The organism is Vibrio sp. QJM3NY_21 (assembly GCF_057785975.1).
Window position 1 is genome coordinate 421,965 of sequence record NZ_CM173514.1, and the last position, 16,264, is coordinate 438,228.

At 41.5% G+C, this 16,264-nt stretch carries 15 protein-coding genes; 11 read left to right on the forward strand and 4 right to left on the reverse strand.

All coding sequences use genetic code 11. The features are described from left to right. Positions 1–77: 77 nt before the first annotated feature. The gene (locus AC3CID_RS17725) at positions 78–971 is read left to right on the forward strand and encodes a DMT family transporter (RefSeq protein ID WP_054545692.1); all 894 of its coding nucleotides are present in this window, start codon (positions 78–80) and stop codon (positions 969–971) included. Positions 972–1,327: 356 nt separating this feature from the next. Next, entirely contained in the window at positions 1,328–1,744 is a 417-nt protein-coding gene (locus AC3CID_RS17730) for a VOC family protein (RefSeq protein WP_237288734.1), read from the forward strand. Positions 1,745–1,920: 176 nt separating this feature from the next. Here the strand turns inward: AC3CID_RS17730 and AC3CID_RS17735 are convergent, their stop codons facing one another. After that, positions 1,921–2,820, reverse strand: coding sequence for a DMT family transporter (locus AC3CID_RS17735; protein WP_081008954.1), 900 nt, complete (start codon positions 2,818–2,820; stop codon positions 1,921–1,923). A gap of 269 nt (positions 2,821–3,089) precedes the next feature. Here AC3CID_RS17735 and AC3CID_RS17740 point away from each other — a divergent pair, with 269 nt between their 5' ends. Continuing rightward, positions 3,090–4,490, forward strand: coding sequence for an alpha-amylase family protein (locus AC3CID_RS17740; RefSeq protein WP_237288735.1), 1,401 nt, complete (start codon positions 3,090–3,092; stop codon positions 4,488–4,490). Positions 4,491–4,582: 92 nt separating this feature from the next. Here the strand turns inward: AC3CID_RS17740 and AC3CID_RS17745 are convergent, their stop codons facing one another. Continuing rightward, positions 4,583–5,575, reverse strand: a complete 993-nt coding sequence (locus AC3CID_RS17745) for a LysR family transcriptional regulator (protein WP_054545689.1) — start codon at positions 5,573–5,575, stop codon at positions 4,583–4,585. A gap of 100 nt (positions 5,576–5,675) precedes the next feature. Between AC3CID_RS17745 and AC3CID_RS17750 the strand changes: the two genes are divergently transcribed. Then, entirely contained in the window at positions 5,676–7,028 is a 1,353-nt protein-coding gene (locus AC3CID_RS17750) for an MATE family efflux transporter (RefSeq protein ID WP_237288736.1), read from the forward strand. A 183-nt stretch (positions 7,029–7,211) separates the two neighbouring features. On the opposite strand, the gene AC3CID_RS17755 is transcribed toward AC3CID_RS17750, so the two are convergent. Continuing rightward, entirely contained in the window at positions 7,212–7,649 is a 438-nt protein-coding gene (locus AC3CID_RS17755; protein WP_017087288.1) for a Spy/CpxP family protein refolding chaperone, read from the reverse strand. Positions 7,650–7,874: 225 nt separating this feature from the next. Between AC3CID_RS17755 and AC3CID_RS17760 the strand changes: the two genes are divergently transcribed. Beyond that, positions 7,875–8,120, forward strand: coding sequence for a hypothetical protein (locus tag AC3CID_RS17760; RefSeq protein ID WP_004731665.1), 246 nt, complete (start codon positions 7,875–7,877; stop codon positions 8,118–8,120). Positions 8,121–8,147: 27 nt separating this feature from the next. Here AC3CID_RS17760 and AC3CID_RS17765 read toward each other — a convergent pair whose 3' ends face one another. After that, entirely contained in the window at positions 8,148–8,366 is a 219-nt protein-coding gene (locus AC3CID_RS17765) for a hypothetical protein (RefSeq protein ID WP_237288737.1), read from the reverse strand. A gap of 81 nt (positions 8,367–8,447) precedes the next feature. Here AC3CID_RS17765 and AC3CID_RS17770 point away from each other — a divergent pair, with 81 nt between their 5' ends. The 6 genes from AC3CID_RS17770 (at position 8,448) to AC3CID_RS17795 (ending at position 15,971) form a co-directional block, all read left to right on the forward strand. After that, complete coding sequence (locus tag AC3CID_RS17770; protein WP_004731662.1) at positions 8,448–9,452, forward strand: response regulator; 1,005 nt, start codon at positions 8,448–8,450, stop codon at positions 9,450–9,452. Position 9,453: 1 nt separating this feature from the next. Continuing rightward, positions 9,454–9,891, forward strand: a complete 438-nt coding sequence (locus tag AC3CID_RS17775; RefSeq protein WP_004731659.1) for a PAS domain-containing protein — start codon at positions 9,454–9,456, stop codon at positions 9,889–9,891. Between the two features lie 867 nt (positions 9,892–10,758). Next, positions 10,759–11,802 carry a GMP reductase gene (locus AC3CID_RS17780; protein WP_009844818.1) on the forward strand — a complete coding sequence of 348 codons (1,044 nt, stop codon included), beginning with the start codon at positions 10,759–10,761 and terminating at the stop codon, positions 11,800–11,802. Between the two features lie 622 nt (positions 11,803–12,424). After that, the gene (locus AC3CID_RS17785) at positions 12,425–13,543 is read left to right on the forward strand and encodes a hypothetical protein (protein ID WP_488527807.1); all 1,119 of its coding nucleotides are present in this window, start codon (positions 12,425–12,427) and stop codon (positions 13,541–13,543) included. Beyond that, positions 13,543–14,022 (forward strand): three component ABC system middle component, encoded by a 480-nt coding sequence (locus AC3CID_RS17790; protein WP_488527808.1) that lies wholly within the window; start codon positions 13,543–13,545, stop codon positions 14,020–14,022. The genes AC3CID_RS17785 and AC3CID_RS17790 overlap by 1 nt, the downstream gene beginning before the upstream one ends. Then, positions 14,019–15,971 carry a DUF3732 domain-containing protein gene (locus AC3CID_RS17795; protein WP_102431782.1) on the forward strand — a complete coding sequence of 651 codons (1,953 nt, stop codon included), beginning with the start codon at positions 14,019–14,021 and terminating at the stop codon, positions 15,969–15,971. The genes AC3CID_RS17790 and AC3CID_RS17795 overlap by 4 nt, the downstream gene beginning before the upstream one ends. The last annotated feature ends 293 nt before the right edge of the window (positions 15,972–16,264 follow it).

The window sequence follows — 16,264 nt, forward strand, 5'->3', positions numbered from 1 at the left end:
TTGTTCTTACTTATTTTCCATTCTCATGTATTATGCCTGCCCATAATTGTATGACAAATGTGTAGCTCTGTTTCCGTATGAATAAAGTCACCAACCACGCCATCTTGCTTTTGGTATTTGCAAACCTATTGGCGTCTTTTTCCGATGTCTCACTAAAAATACTTAATGGTGAAGTTCCCACATTTCAGTATGTGTTTATCCGCCAGCTATTGAGCGTGATCTTACTGCTTCCTTTTTGGCTAAAGCTCCCTAAAGAAACTCGCATGCAAGGCGGTTGCCGCATCAATTTTTTACGGGCTCAATTTATATTAGTGGGCAGTGGTTGTGCGATGATTGCCATTACACACCTTACTTTGGCGACAGCGAACGCGATGTTCTATGTTGGGCCAATCCTGATGCTTCCTCTGTCTATTGTGTTGTTGAAAGAAAGGCCGACATCATCAAAAGTGATCGCGACACTGATAGGCTTCGTGGGTGTGCTAATTGTGTTGCGTCCAGAGCAATTTCACTGGGCGGCGATTGCAGGGCTAGGCAGTGCGCTTGCAATGGGTGTTGGTAATATTTTGATCAAGCGTTTGAACGCCGAACAACACATTATCTCGACCTTATTTTGGACTAGTGTTATGACTCTGCCACTTGCACTGGCGTTTGCATTGCCGGCATGGGCCGAGATTGAATGGCGTCATGTGGGGTGGATCATGGCAATCAATCTATTTGTTCTTGGTTATCATGCATTGGTGGTGGTCGCGTATAAAAAGGCTCCAGCAAACCAAATTGCGCTCGCAGAATACTCGGGGTTAGTGTTTGTAACCTTGTTTGGCGTGATGTGGTTTGACGAGATCCCCGACATTCTGACACTGGTTGGTATCAGCCTCATTGTTATTCCAATGATGCCGATTAAATGGAAGAAGTTCTTTAGTCTAGGGAACAGAGCATCTCTCGATGTAGAGGTGGATCAGCCAAAGTCATAATATCTGTGGCTTAACCGCCGCGTATTGCAAAGACGAAACGTGCTAGATGAAAGAAAAGCGAACCTAAGTGGTTCGCTTTTTTGTTTATGAATCATTAAAGACTTAAGAAACGAGCTTAACAAGCCGCATGATTAGGAAGTCAGTTTGGGGTAGGTCGTCTAAACTTAACGTCTATTGTTTAAAACTTAGGTGATTAAAGTTCTCATGCTTAAAGTTTGTATAGCATCAAAAAAATAGAACAATTTGGACTCTAAAAACGTTCTCGAAAATAAACGTAAATTAACCCTTTACCTCAACTTAACTTGAGGTATTAGCATGTACAACGTTGCTTATGAGAATACTTTAAGGAGAGAAGAATGATCCAACTTGAACATGTAAATTTAGTCGTCAAAGACATCCCTGAAATGCTGGTTTTCTATAAAGCGGCGTTCCCTCATTGGTATGTCCGTGATGAAGGGAAAGGTGAATGGTCAGGCAAGCCACGTAACTGGCTGCACTTTGGCGATGAGTATCAATACATCGCAATGAGTGATCATGGAGAGGGTGAAAATAGAGACTTAGCCGGACACTCTGTTGGTCTCGCTCACTTCGCTTATGTGACCCATAATATTGAGAGTGTGATTGAACGCCTTATTGATTCGGGCTTCCCAATAGCCAAACCCGGAGCGGAAGAACCTTATCGTAAAAACGTCTACTTTGTGGATCCGGCAGGTTTTGAAATCGAGTTCGTAGAATACCTGAGTGATGATCCTAAACTGCGCAATGCCACGTAATAAAACTCATTAATCGAGTTGGTGTGTTAGAGCGAGTTTGTTCAAATAAAACGTCCAATAAAGGGTGCTAGGAAAGACTTACAGAAAAGGGCATTGCGGAATACTCCGCAATGCCCTTTTTAGATCTATTTAATCGCTGATTGGCTAACTGGTATTCAGCTCTGTTATTTGGCTATCTACTTAGCTTTAAATGGCACCAATAACTGTTTACCAAACACATTGATTAGTGCGCCTGTCACGATCAGCCCACCACCTAGATATGTCCAAACTGATGGAATCTCATTGAACACCCAAACACCTAATAGTGCTGAGAATACGATCTGAACGTATGAGTAAGCTGAAGCTTTACCAGCCGCTTGAGTTTGCATTGCTTTGGTCAAACCGTACTGGCCTATTTGTGTGAAAATCCCCACCAGAACCAGCATCATGGTCAAGAAAAGGCTAGGCCACACAAAGTCGTTCCAGATAAGGGCGGTCGATATTGGCAGAGCGACCAGTGGGAAGTAGAAGATGATGACTGAGCTGTCTTCAGTTTGGCTAAGCTTTCTTACAATCACATAAGCAATTGAGCTACCAAACGCGCCACATAACGCCAGCATAATACTGAATAGCGGCAACTCGCTGCTCGCGCTGCTGTTCATGCTTGGCTGTACCATTACGGATAACCCCGCTAGGCAGAATACAATGCATATCATGGTCGACTTTTGGACGCGTTCTTTCAGGAACAGTACGCCAAGTAACGCAGTAAATACGGGATGCACGTATTGTAGAATGGTGGCTTCTGCTAACGGAAGAGTGGTTACAGCGTAGTAAACGCACATCAAGGCTGCGGTACCAACAGCGCCACGAACAAACAACAGAGGTTTGTTATTGCCCCAGATAGAAATGCCTTTTCGTTTAACGTCGATGTAGCTGATGATCAAAGACACCAAAGCCCTTGCTGCAACAATTTCAAATACAGGTATGCCGTAATTGCTAACGTATTTCACACACGCTGACATCAGTGCGAATCCAAAAGCGGAAAGGATCATGAACCGAACCCCTACAGGGATCAGTGAAAAAGAGAAAGAAGGCATAAAAATATCAATTGGTTGAGGGGAAAAGGAATCATAACGTAGTTTAGAAGAGCCGACCAAAGTCTTTGTCTTGTTCCGGTCAACTTGATTCAATTAATTCTCATTTCAGTTCTTTTCAAAATTCATCCCGCATAACATCGGCGATAGCTCAGTTTTATAAAATCACCATCAACAGAAGGTGACGCTAATTCAACTCTGATTTATCCGTCGTTTTAATTGTCTTTCTTATTCATATCATTCTTGTGAATTTATAATGAGAGATATGTTCTATGAAACCAATCAATACCCTACTCATATCCGCACTTGCCGTTTGTTCTTTTAGCTCAGCCACTTATGCTGACACTATTTTGCATGCTTTCAATTGGAAGTATTCGGACGTAACGGCCAACGCGAATCAAATTGCACAAGCTGGTTATAAGAAAGTACTCGTCGCTCCGGCAATGAAATCGAGTGGCAGCCAATGGTGGGCGCGTTACCAACCTCAAGACCTTCGTGCCATTGATTCACCTCTCGGCAACAAACAAGATTTAGCCGCAATGATTACCGCACTTAAAGGTGTGGGTGTTGATGTGTATGCCGATGTGGTGTTGAACCATATGGCGAATGAAAGCTGGAAGCGAAGTGACTTGGATTACCCTGGCACAGAAGTGCTAAACGATTATGCGAGCCGTTCAAGCTACTTTGCTGACCAGACTCTGTTTGGCAACTTAGCGCAAGGTTTTGTCTCGGCTAACGATTTCCATGCCGCAGGTTGTATTTCAGATTGGAACGATCCTGGTCACGTTCAGTACTGGCGTTTGTGTGGTGCCGATGGCGATGTAGGTTTACCTGACCTTGATCCGAATAACTGGGTGGTTTCACAGCAACGTTTATATCTGAAAGCGCTAAAAGATATGGGGATCAAAGGTTTCCGTATTGATGCGGTAAAACACATGAGCCAGTACCAAATCGATCAGGTATTCACGTCTGAAATTACTGCGAACATGCATGTGTTCGGTGAAGTCATTACCAGCGGTGGAGCAGGGAACAGCGGCTATGAGTCATTCTTAGCGCCGTACCTGAATAACACTAATCACTCCGCGTACGATTTCCCGCTGTTTGCGTCGATTCGCTCGGCATTCTCAATGGGCGGTGGCTTGAATCAGCTGCATGATCCTAAAGCCTACGGCCAAGCATTGGATGATAATCGCTCAATTACTTTTGCGATCACACATGATATTCCAACCAATGACGGTTTCCGTTACCAAATTATGGATCCACAAGACGAGCAGCTTGCTTACGCTTACATCCTTGGCAAAGATGGCGGTACGCCGTTGATCTACAGTGATGACCTTCCTGATTCTGAAGATAAGGATAACGGTCGTTGGGGCAATGTTTGGAATAGCTCGAATATGAAGAATATGCTGAGCTTCCATAACGCGATGCAAGGTAAATCGATGACGATGATTTCCAGCGACCAATGTACTTTGCTGTTTAAGCGTGGCAAAGAAGGCGTTGTTGGTATTAACAAGTGTGGTGAAACTCGTGGCGTGACGGTTGATACCTACCAACATGAGTTTAACTGGAATGTTCAATACAAAGACGTATTAAGCAGCGCGACAGAAACCATTTCTTCTCGCTACCATACCTTCAATTTACCACCACGCAGTGCGCGTATGTTTAAGCTTTAATGCTCACTAAATAAAAGCAATAAACGACTGGTAGAAAGCATAAGCCGCAGCAAGTTCTGCGGCTTAGTTGTATCTGGGCTTACGGCTTACCGTTACTGATGATCGCTTATAACACCAAACCAATGATTCTGGTGAGCTAATGATTTCAGCAACTCGATCTCTTTTGCTGTCTCTTCCCTAAGCCATTCAATAAGGTCATTGATGATAGGCGTGTGAGTACGCTGATGCATAAAGTAAGTCCAAGCACTGTGTTGAATCTTTGCATTCTTAGGGCAGTACAAGAAGCCTCGTTGGAGCTCTTGTTGTACTAGCAATAGATCTGTGACCGTAACGCCTTCACCGGATAAACAGGCACTGAGCGCCATATCTAAGGACAAGAAACTGGTATTTCTGACGGGTTTCTTTGGTGGGAATTCAACATCGGCCAACCACACTTTCCAGTCGTGGTGATCTAAGGTTGGATGCAGCCTTGGCAAGGTTAAGATCGAATCGAGGTCGGTGTCTTTATTCGTTAAGTTGGTCGAATTAGTTAAATTGGCAGAATTAGTTAAGCTAGTCGAGCAGACCGGTGCCATAAACTCTTCACGCAAGAAGGTGATGTCAGGTGCTTTGTCATAGCGCTTTTTGAAGCGCGTGTGGAAGATCAATAGGTCATATTCGCTACTATTAATCGATTCGTCTTCCTCAATCACAGGAACAATGACGATCTCATGATCTTGGTAACGCTCGTTTAATTCCCGCACTTTAGAGATCAATACTCGCGTCGCGAAACTCAGGGTCGCTTTGATCACAATACGTTTCTGCTTGGGCTCACTCCAAGAGGCAATGACAGCTTCGATATTGCCGTAGCTTTCACGCAAAGCCACATACAAATCATGACCTTGTACCGTTAATTCGATCGCTCGATGCTTACGAATAACCAGTGATGCGTTTAACTCATCTTCAAGCTGTTTGATCTGACGGCTGATCGCACTTTGTGTCACATGCAGCTCTTCGGCAGCCAGAGTAAAGCTCATCAGCCTTGCTGCAGCTTCAAAGGCTTTGAAACCATTATGTGAGGATGGCAAGCTAGGATATGGGGTCATAATTCGTTCGCATGAGTTTATGGAATGTTAGAGTCGCAAATTTATCAATTGAACGCTAGTCTCATCGATCGTATTTTGGGCGAAATTACCTGAGGCGCTCATGAAAAAAATACTCACTCTTGCATTCCCTTTGATCATTTCACAGCTGATCTCCATGGCTTTAGTCCTTACTGATGTTTGGATGATGTCGCGTATCAGTGTGTCAGCCCTTGCGGCTGGTGGCTTAGGCGCCTCTATCTACTTTTTCATCTTCATTATTGCGAGCAGCACCGTGGGTTGTGTCGCGAACCTGATCGCGATCGCTTATGGTCAGCGCGTAGCTCGTCCAGAGTTTGGTAACACGCAAATTAGATTGGCTGTGAAAGGCGCAACTATGTTGGCATTCGTGCTCAGTGTGACCTTAATGGCCAGCTTCTGGTTTGCTCCGTTGGTATTGGAAGCAGCAAAACAGCCGCCAGAAGTGATCACCTTAGCCATGGAATATGTACACGCCTTGAAATGGGTGATGCTGCCTTCGCTTATTTTGTTGGTACTACGTGGATTAACCAGTGCCTTCGGTAATGTGCGCTCTATTCTGGTGATGTCGATTATCACCGTAATTCTGAATGTGCCAGTCAGCTACTTCTTAACCTTCCAATTAGATATGGGCTTAACCGGTTTGGGCTTAGGTACGGCTATCGCGGCATTTATCGTGATGGTTGGATACACGGTTTGGGTATTCAAACGTGACGAATTCAGGCAGTTCGCCCCTTGGTTAAACACAGAAGAGTATTCAATTAAGTTGATGAGTCCGCTTTTAATGATGGGTTTACCTATCGGATTAGCAGCATTACTCGAACATGGCCTTATTTACGGCGGCACCTTGATGGCGGGAACGATCAGTATTGCTTCGTTAGCCTTACACCAAATCCTGCTGCAATGCTTAAGCTTTACTTGGAACTTCAATTTCGGTTTCTCACAAGCTGCGGCGATTTTGGTGGGGCGTGATTTCGGTGCGGGAAACTACGAAGGTATCAAAAGAACCTCAATTCTCAGCTTTATCTTGGTGTCGGTGTTGAGCGTTGCGTTGTCTGCCGTGTTCATCATATGGCCGGAAATGATCGCGTCTATCTTTAAGCTGGACGATGGCACGGGCGCGATGACTTCGTTATTGGCTTCTGTTATCTGGGTAGTCGCGTTGTGCTTCATCGTTGATGCTTGGCAGTTACTGGCAATTAACCTATTGAGAGGGATGAAGATTGTTTCAATGCCAACCGTGATGACAGCCATTGGTTACTGGGTATTTGGCCTACCTGCTGCTTGGTATTTGATGCATAAGTTCCAGCTTGCAGGGATTTGGGGCGGAATCGGCGTTGGTTTAGGTGTAACGGGTATTCTATTGCTTATCCAATTGATGCGTGTCATTCAAAAGAACAACCAATCTCTAGATTTGTCGAATCATGCTTATACGTGATTTGCTGATGCTGTACTGAACACAAAAAAGCCGCAGTCATCATAATGACTGCGGCTTTTTGTTATCTATTCAGATTCTCCCTTTTGGGGGAGGGGGAAGAATCAATATCAGGATTAGGGGCAGCTATTTTCTGCCAGACGATTTATTGCCAGGCTACTTTCTACCAAACTGCTTTCTACCAAACTATTTTCCACCAGACAGCGCAGACTTCATCATGGTTTTGAATTGCTCTTTCTGCTCTTCAGTTAACACATTATAAATGTTGTTCTTTAGACGCATCTCTTGCATCACCATCGACTTCTCGGTTGCTTGAACGGTGTCGATGATCTTTTCCATCTCGGCTTCATTGAAATCAGGTTGAGTCACAAGGCTGATCTGTTTCTTCTTGAGCTCGATCGCGCTATCCATGTCAATCTGTGTTCTATCCGATTGGTAGCCTTCAACAAGGGAGATGACTTCCGCGTGTTGCTCTTCGCTCAGGTTTAAAGAAGCAATAACCATTTGCAGTGGGCTCACTGCTGGCTGTGGCGGTTGTTGTGGTGATGAAGCACTCACAAACGGAGCGGTAACGAGTAGAGCTGAAGCAGTTAATACACAAAGCGACTTTTTCAGTGATTTCATTGAATTTCTCCTGTTAGTGGAAACATGAGTATAGATGGCGAAGCTGAACTCGATATGAACACGCTGTTCAGTTAAGTACACGCAGCTAACTACGTTCAACTAAGAGCGTCCAGATTGGTATGTTCAGATAGTATAGGGCGGGTTAGACCTTGGTCTTACAGAAACCGAGCGCAAAGGTGACTAGAATGATTTGAGTTGCTCACCGTTTTATCAAGGAATACACAAATGGAAGTTGGATTGTTCTGGGCTGAAAAAGGAATGTTAGTGCTTGGCGCACTGTTTGTTTTGACTAGCATGATGCAGTACGGAAGACGCAGTAGTGATTGGAAGGGCGTGATTACGATGTTTTATAAGCGTATCCCAATGAGTATCGCGGAATACAAATGGTATCGTTTGGGTATCGCTTTATTGGTGTTTGCTGTGGTCATTCGTTTCGCTTTACTGATCTTATGGCCTTCATACCAGTTCTAGTTCTTCACACTGCGTCTCTTATCATGGCTACATAAAGCCGATAAATGAATGAGCAAACCGAGCCTTAATAAAGTCACTTATTAAGGCTGCCATTTCATAAACTAGTGCTGTTGTTTCATAAAAAAGTGCTATTACTCTATAATGACGAACGGTTATTACCTTTGTAGCATATTGTTTTTCATGAAGAATAATGCCAGATAATAGCTTACCTGCTTGTTCCATCATTCTTACTAATAATCTACACATAAATCCATTCACCCCGTACCTGATACCATAATGTTCTGTTACACTCGTCCGAATTAGCTTTAATTTGTCGGTGGTGCATTTATGTCGTTCCCAGTTCTTATATGTGATGATTCTGCGTTAGCAAGGAAGCAGATGGCTCGATCACTGCCTAGTTCTCTAAATGCAGATATAACTTTTGCTGTTCATGGGCTCAATGCACTTGAAGAGCTCGCTCAAAACCAATTTAAATTGATGTTCCTCGACCTCACCATGCCGGAATTAGACGGCTATGGCACATTGGAAGAGATGCAACGTTTGGGTGATACCACACCTGTTGTCGTTGTTTCGGGTGACATACAACCAAAAGCACAACAGAAGGTGTTGGATCTCGGCGCCAAAGCGTTTTTACAAAAGCCGATCGATAAAGAAGCGCTAAAAGCTATTTTACGTGAGCATGTTGAGCCGCCAAAACAGCCTCAGATCATTACTCCAACCGCTTTAGAACTGCCAATACTTCGCAGACGCGATATCTATATGGAAGTGGCGAACGTAGCGATAGGCCGTGCTGCTGATGCACTGGCTCGTCACTTTAATGTATTTGTCCACTTACCACTGCCGAACGTCAACATCTTCGAAGTGAGTGAATTGCACATGGCGCTTCGTGACCTAGCAGACAACGACCAAGTGTCGGGTGTTTGCCAAGGTTTTAGCGGAGAAGGCATTGCAGGCGAAGCATTAGTCTTGTTGAGTGATTCCAGCGTGAGCGATCTTAAGAAGCTAATGAAAGTGCCAACCGAAAGCGAACAGCTTGAAGAATTAGAACTGCTGATGGATGTATCGAATATCCTAGTTGGCTCTTTCCTTAACGGGCTAGGGGAGCAATCTGAGGTTCGCTTCTTCCAGAGTTCGCCTGTTCTGCTTGGGCAACACATCTCGATTGATTCGGTGATTGAAAATACCAGCGGCTCGTTCAAAAAGACCATGACCTTTGAAGTCAGCTACAACATTGATGGCACTTCTATCCGTTGTGACCTTCTGTTTATGTTTGTCGATGAGTCTCTGCCTCTTCTAGACAACAAATTGGCCTACCTAATGGAGGAGTTTTAATATGCTGAATCTTCCTGCTGAATTTGAACAGTTCCACTGGATGGTGGACATGGTTCAAAACGTCGATATGGGGCTGGTGGTCATTAACCGTGACTTTCAGGTACAAGTTTGGAATGGCTTTATGACGCACCATAGCGGTAAGCAATCGCATGATGCGATCGGTAAGTCGATCTTTGAGTTATTCCCTGAGATCCCTGAAGAGTGGTTTAGGCTCAAAACCAAGCCAGTCTACGATCTAGGTTGCCGCAGCTTCATTACATGGCAACAAAGGCCTTATCTGTTTAAGTGCCGCAATGTTCGCCCTGTAACTCAACAAGCCGATTTCATGTATCAGAACGTGACGCTGAACCCGATGCGCTCACCAACAGGGCAAGTCAGCTCATTGTTCTTATCTATTCAAGATGCGACCGCTGAAGCGTTAGTTTCTCAAAAGAACTAGCACTGCTCTATTCACTAAACAGCACTTTTCTATGTACGTATTAGTGTCAGTCTGATCAGCGAATAAAAATGGCTAAGGTTAACCACTTTAGCCATTTTTTTGCTTTCTATTCTTTAAATCTTGTCTTTCCCCTCAGTTTTACACGTTAACCAATCTTCTTTTTCTGTGCGCTTTGCAGAGTCTTCCAGGTTAAATGAACGAAAGGGCAGCCACGAAATGTGCTTTTGGAACGGTAATGCTACGGGTTAATAGAAATTAGATTTATAAAGTTTGAGCTTGAAAGCATTATTTAATGGAGTGCGAGGGCTGGATTCTCAAACCCAAGTGAATCTCGACCTATAAATCGGCCCCATGGCACAGTGCTTTTCCAAATTGAGGCGAACTGACAAGGTGATGAGATTGCCGGATTTGGTCGAAAACAAAGAAAATTTGGGAAAAAATCGAATTTATTTAAGAAAAAAGACATTTTTTTGTTGGAGAAAAGTGTGATTTTTATGTGATTTCGAGGCACTTTCTTCACATTATTGCTTAATGAGGGTGATATTGAGTGAGATAGGGAGGAAAACGATTGCGCAATAAACCGACAGCGTTTGCGTGAATAGTTCGCTAAGTTATTAATTAATAAGAATTTAGTGGAAAAGTAAAGCTGAGGGGTTTGAAGCAGGTATGGAATCTTTGAGAGGATAGCACAAAAAAAAGTGAAATATCAGACTTGCTGTTACTAAATCACGACCTATAATGCTGAAAACCGGAGCGTCTGCCAACGCTCCGGTTTTTTTGTGTCCGAAGGAAAGTAAACTCGTCTGCCAACGGTTTTACTACGCATTTCGCGAGAGACACATAATTTTATGAATCAAGGAAAACACCATGCGTATCGAACAAGAACTTAAGTTAGGTTTCAAAGATGTACTCTTCCGTCCGAAGCGTTCTACCCTTAAAAGCCGTTCTCAAGTTGAATTAACCCGCGATTTTACATTCAAGCATAGCGGTCGTCAATGGTCTGGTACTCCAGTAATTGCAGCGAACATGGATTCGGTAGCAAGCTTTGAAATGGCAGCCGCTCTAGCAGAGCACGGTGTTATGACTGCAGTACACAAGCACTACACAGTAGAGCAGTGGGCTGAGTTCGCTAAAACAGCAGACAAGAAAACACTGAACAACGTATTTGTATCAACAGGTACATCTGAAGCTGAGTTCGAGAAAGTTAAGAAGATCATGGCGCTTAGCGAAGAGTTTGTATTTATCTGTATTGATATTGCTAACGGTTACTCAGAGCACCTTGTTGAGTTCGTACAGAAAGTACGTGCAGAATTCCCGACTAAAGTTATCTCTGCGGGTAACGTTGTAACGGGTGACATGGTTGAAGAGCTAATCCTAGCGGGCGCAGACATTGTTAAGGTTGGTATCGGCCCTGGTTCTGTTTGTACTACACGTGTTAAAACAGGCGTAGGTTACCCTCAACTTTCTGCAATCATCGAGTGTGGCGACGCGGCACACGGCCTTGGCGGCATGATCATCGGTGACGGTGGTTGTTCGTGTGCGGGTGACGTATCTAAAGCGTTCGGCGGCGGTGCTGACTTCGTAATGCTAGGCGGCATGCTAGCTGGCCACTCTGAGTCAGGCGGTGAAGTTGTAGAGCAAGACGGTAAGCAATACATGAAGTTCTACGGCATGTCTTCACAGTCGGCTATGGACAAGCACTCAGGTGGTGTTGCTAAGTACCGTGCTGCGGAAGGTAAAACTGTTTTACTTCCATACCGTGGTTCAGTTCACAACACAATTTCAGACATCCTTGGTGGTGTACGTTCAACTTGTACATACGTAGGCGCAGCAAAGCTTAAAGAGCTAACTAAGCGTACGACTTTCATCCGTGTACAAGAGCAAGAGAACAACGTATTCGGTAAAGAGTAATCTGAACGAGTTCGAATAGTTTGAAAATCAAGAGCCGCTTTTAGCGGCTCTTTTTTTTGGAACTTATAAAAACATATTTGGTAATTAATCGAAACCTACTACGTCATACAAAAAGGCCACTATGTAGTCAGGACGCATCAAGAACGAAAGTTGTATATTTTTACTGTTTGCTGGACAGCCCACACCATGTGATCAAAGCAAAATAAAACGTATGAGTTGTTTCAATATTAGACCTTCACCTAACACATTGCCCCAAAGTGAGTTACGCCTCCAAATCACATAATTATGCTCGGTCAACTTGGATATACAAAAAGCAATAAGAGACAAAAGACAAGATCTGCCCCGTAGTTTCAATAGCTTCTTCTTCGGTTGTGCAAAAATTGTACAAGTGTAACTTTTTTACAAAGCCTCATAACTACACAGATCAATATTCAACAGGTTTTACTTGCATTAATAGTGTATTTGTACACAATTAATCCTTTCTAAACGTATGGCAATTATCGTAATTTTATTTGCTTCGACCTAGTATGGTGGCGAAATCGGTTTCGAGAACATAACGAGATTGCGAGTTTTTCCCAGTGCACGAAGTTAATGTAGAGTAAATCTAGGAGTAATCGACAGGATGACAGAAGGTTTTGCCAACAACGCTACACCAAAGTATTTAGGTTATGTTTACCAAGTCTTAATCGCCATTGAAAAGTGCTTTGATGCAAAACCCAATGAGACTGTGTGGATAGAGTGCTTTGGGGATGTCTATGATGGTAAGACGTTCACAGAGGTAAAACACCATCTAGAAGAACATAACTTAGCTAGTAACTCAAAAGATTTCTGGAACACTTTGAAGAACGTGGTGGTTGAAGACTCCTCTATGTTTGAGAAAATTGTTTTGCATACGACATCTTTCATTTCCGAGAGCTCAATATTTTATGGTTGGAACACACGAAGTGCTCGTGAAAAACTCAACATCATAAAGTCTCACGTGCCATCATCTTCGATTAAGCATCTCTATGACAAAATTTTTGAAGATGCGTTGGATGCCGAGCTATTGAGCATATTGTCTAGATTTACAATTGAGCAATCTCGGGAACATATAGAAGAGAAATGGAAGAGTTTATTGGAAGCTCGCCAATTGAAGTGCGTGTTAGAGCCTTACAGAGAAAGCATTTTTCATTGGATATACTCATACGTTAATAAAAATGCAATTGTAGACTACCGACATTGGAAGGTTAATATTAATGATTTTGATGATGCTTTTCAGTTTCAAGTTAACAGATGGAGTGGAGATAGTATTCCTTTTCCTGTAGACCGTACGGAGTATAACACGGAACAGCAGCATGCTGACGGTTACTTGTTTTTATTAGAGTATAGAGATATTGGTTTGAAAGGCAGGGATAGAGGTGTTGCTCTCAATGATTACTTCAAAGCTAAAAACAGTGAAGAAAGCCTTGTAGATCTTAAACCAGATATTATGCCCGAAATTATGGACAACTATTTAGTAGATGCAGTAGAGAAAGCTACAGGGTATAAAAGACAATACTCTTATGAAATAGATCATGAAGATTTAGGTACATCTAAATCTAACAAGGCAGCTTGTGAAGCATATTTTGAATTTCATAATAGTTCGGTGTTAGAAGTGCCAGAGGTAAGTGGTACGAAACCTTACTTCATGAGAGGTAAGGTACACGAGGCTATCAATAACACCTCTTATACTTGGAAATATAATGAAGAGGATGTTGACTAATGAATCCTCGGGTTATTAGAGATTTGAAGTATTCTCCCTCGTTTGTTGCTGAAATACTATACTCATTTATTGAAGGGGCTAGACGAATTGATGAGCGTGGTGCAAAGTTTGAGTTGGTTTATCTTGTTGTTCCTTTTGTTATGGATGATGTTTTAAGGCGGAAACTGAGTAGGTCTAATGCTAGTAGTACATTTCAAACTGCATTCCTAAAAGATGATGAAGTTAAAGAACGATTGTTTTTTATTAATGATAAAGTTAAATACTCAAAGTCTGTGACTAATTATGGGATAATCTATCTCAATTCAATTTGTGAAACTATAATTGATTCTTTTATTTTTAATAAAAATAATTTAGAAAAAACATCAATAACGAATGATTATAAAAAAGACTTTCTAAAGGCGTCTTATAACTTAGGTATTATTTTTGCAAAAGAAGGATATGTGAATGTTCTTCTTAAATCCAAGGTCACAAATATATGAAAGCTTTTTTGAAAAATATAATTCTTATTGGTCATGATGGTGATTTGAAACGCCTTGGCTTTGATCGAGGATTAAATATAATAACAGGTGATTCTAAAACAGGGAAAAGTGCTTTAATAGAGATTGTGGATTTTTGCTTGTTTTCAAAGCGATCTACAATTCCAGTGGGAAAAGTTACTGATTTCACAAATATATTCTGTTGTGTGTTTGAACACAACAATAAAAATATAATCATTGGACGATCAAATAATCAACCAACAAAGTGCTATTTTTCTGTTGAATATTCAGCTGATTTCAATGTTGAGGATGAAATTAACACTAACTATTTTAAGTCCAAAAAAACTCGAACTAGATTAGAGGTTCAAAAGGACTTCGAAGAGCACTTGGGATTATCGGTTGAAGATACATCATTGAATGATGATGACGATTATAAAATTAAGAAAGGGAAAGTCTCAATCCGGAATGCTACTTCATTATTTTTTCAGCATCAAAATCTAATAGCCAACAAACATAGCTTGTTTTACAGGTTTGATAACTTCATTAAAAGTAGAACGGTAATTGATCAGTTCCCCATATTTATGGGGTGGGTTGACAGCAGATACTATAGATTAAAGAAAAGATCAGAAGATTTAGAAAAGCAAATAAAAACGATAGAGAAAGAAGAAAAGAAAGCTCTGCTAGGTATTCAAGAAAAAAGAGAAAAATTACTTACACCAATTAGGCAGTATTATAGAGTTTTAAATCTTAGATTTTTGGATGAAGATGCATCATTAGAAAAGCTGAAAAATTTAGCGAGAAACCTGCCTTCTGTACCATTGAATGCAGAGCAAAATGTTGATTTCAATAAGCAGCTAAATGCCTTAGAGCAAGCAAAAGATAAAGAGCTAACGTCTTTATATGAATGTAATCAATTGATAAGTCTCATTAAGGCAAACGAGGAGGAGTCAAAAGATTACTCCAACTCGATGGCACGCCTTGCAGAAGTATCGCAAGATGAGTCTGTATCTAAAAACAGTGTAAGTTGCCCGTTATGTAGCACAACAGTAACTAGTGTTGTTTCTAAAGTGGAAGAGGTTAAGCACTCTAGAGCCTTACTTCTTGATGAACTGTCCCGAATTGGTAGTTATAAACAGGACAGCTCTAAGTCTCTTAACTCATTACTTTTAAAGCGAGATAAGCAAAAACAGGTCGTAGCCAATATAGAGAATGAAATAAGGCAATTAAGAAAATTGTTTAGAGTTAAAAGTAATCTAGATATAAGGGACTCACTAAATAATATCCGTGGGAGAATAGAGAATACCTTAGAATTCTTTATTGAAGGACAAAAGTTAGAAAAAGCTAACCACGATCTTTCAACTATGAAAGATGAGTTAGAAACCTGTAAAGGACTGATTCGAGGCTATGGTCTTGAACATAAATTTTCTGAGGCTAATGCGCTTATCAATGAGACAATGAATGAGCTTAAAAAAGACTTAGACTTTGAAGATGATTTACGAAATGGTGAAATGAAATTCAAAACAGAAGATTTCACATTCGCTTATTACTTTAAAAAACAAGAAATACTACTATCAGAAATGGGTAGTGGTGCGAACTGGTTAGCTTGTCATCTAGCGGTTTTCTTGTCAATTTTAAAACTAACCTCAAGCTCAAACTCTGTAATACCAGCAATATTATTTCTAGATCAACCTAGTCAGGTATACTTTCCAAAAGTAACAAGAAGATTTTCTTCTAATAATAAACAAGAGTTATTGGGTGAAGATGAAGTTGATGAGAATATTAAACAGGTCATAAATATATTCAAGGTTTTTGAGCGGTTCTTAAATGAACTTGAAAGAGATCCAAAAATTGGATTTAAACCACAGATTATAGTTTTAGAACATGCAGATGAACCTGAGTTTGATCAGTACGTTAGGTATAGATGGTCTTCAAATGGACAAAAGTTAATATAATATTTTTAAGGTTAAACAGCAACGTTTGACCTTAAAATTAACTGCTAATGCCATCTATAAGATAAAGACTAACAATGCTCAGGGTTAGGTCTTTATTTATGCCCTAGCAAATTTTTCTGAGAGTCTGGCACTCACCAGAAATCGTAACACTGAAATGTCCAGAAATGTGTTTGAGAGGTGTGGCTAGTTACGAATATCGAAGTTTGGTATCAAAATATCAACTTGTAAATTTTCAACATAAAGAGCCGCTGTTTAGCGGCTCTTTCTGTTTGAGTTCTAGCTATTACTCAGAA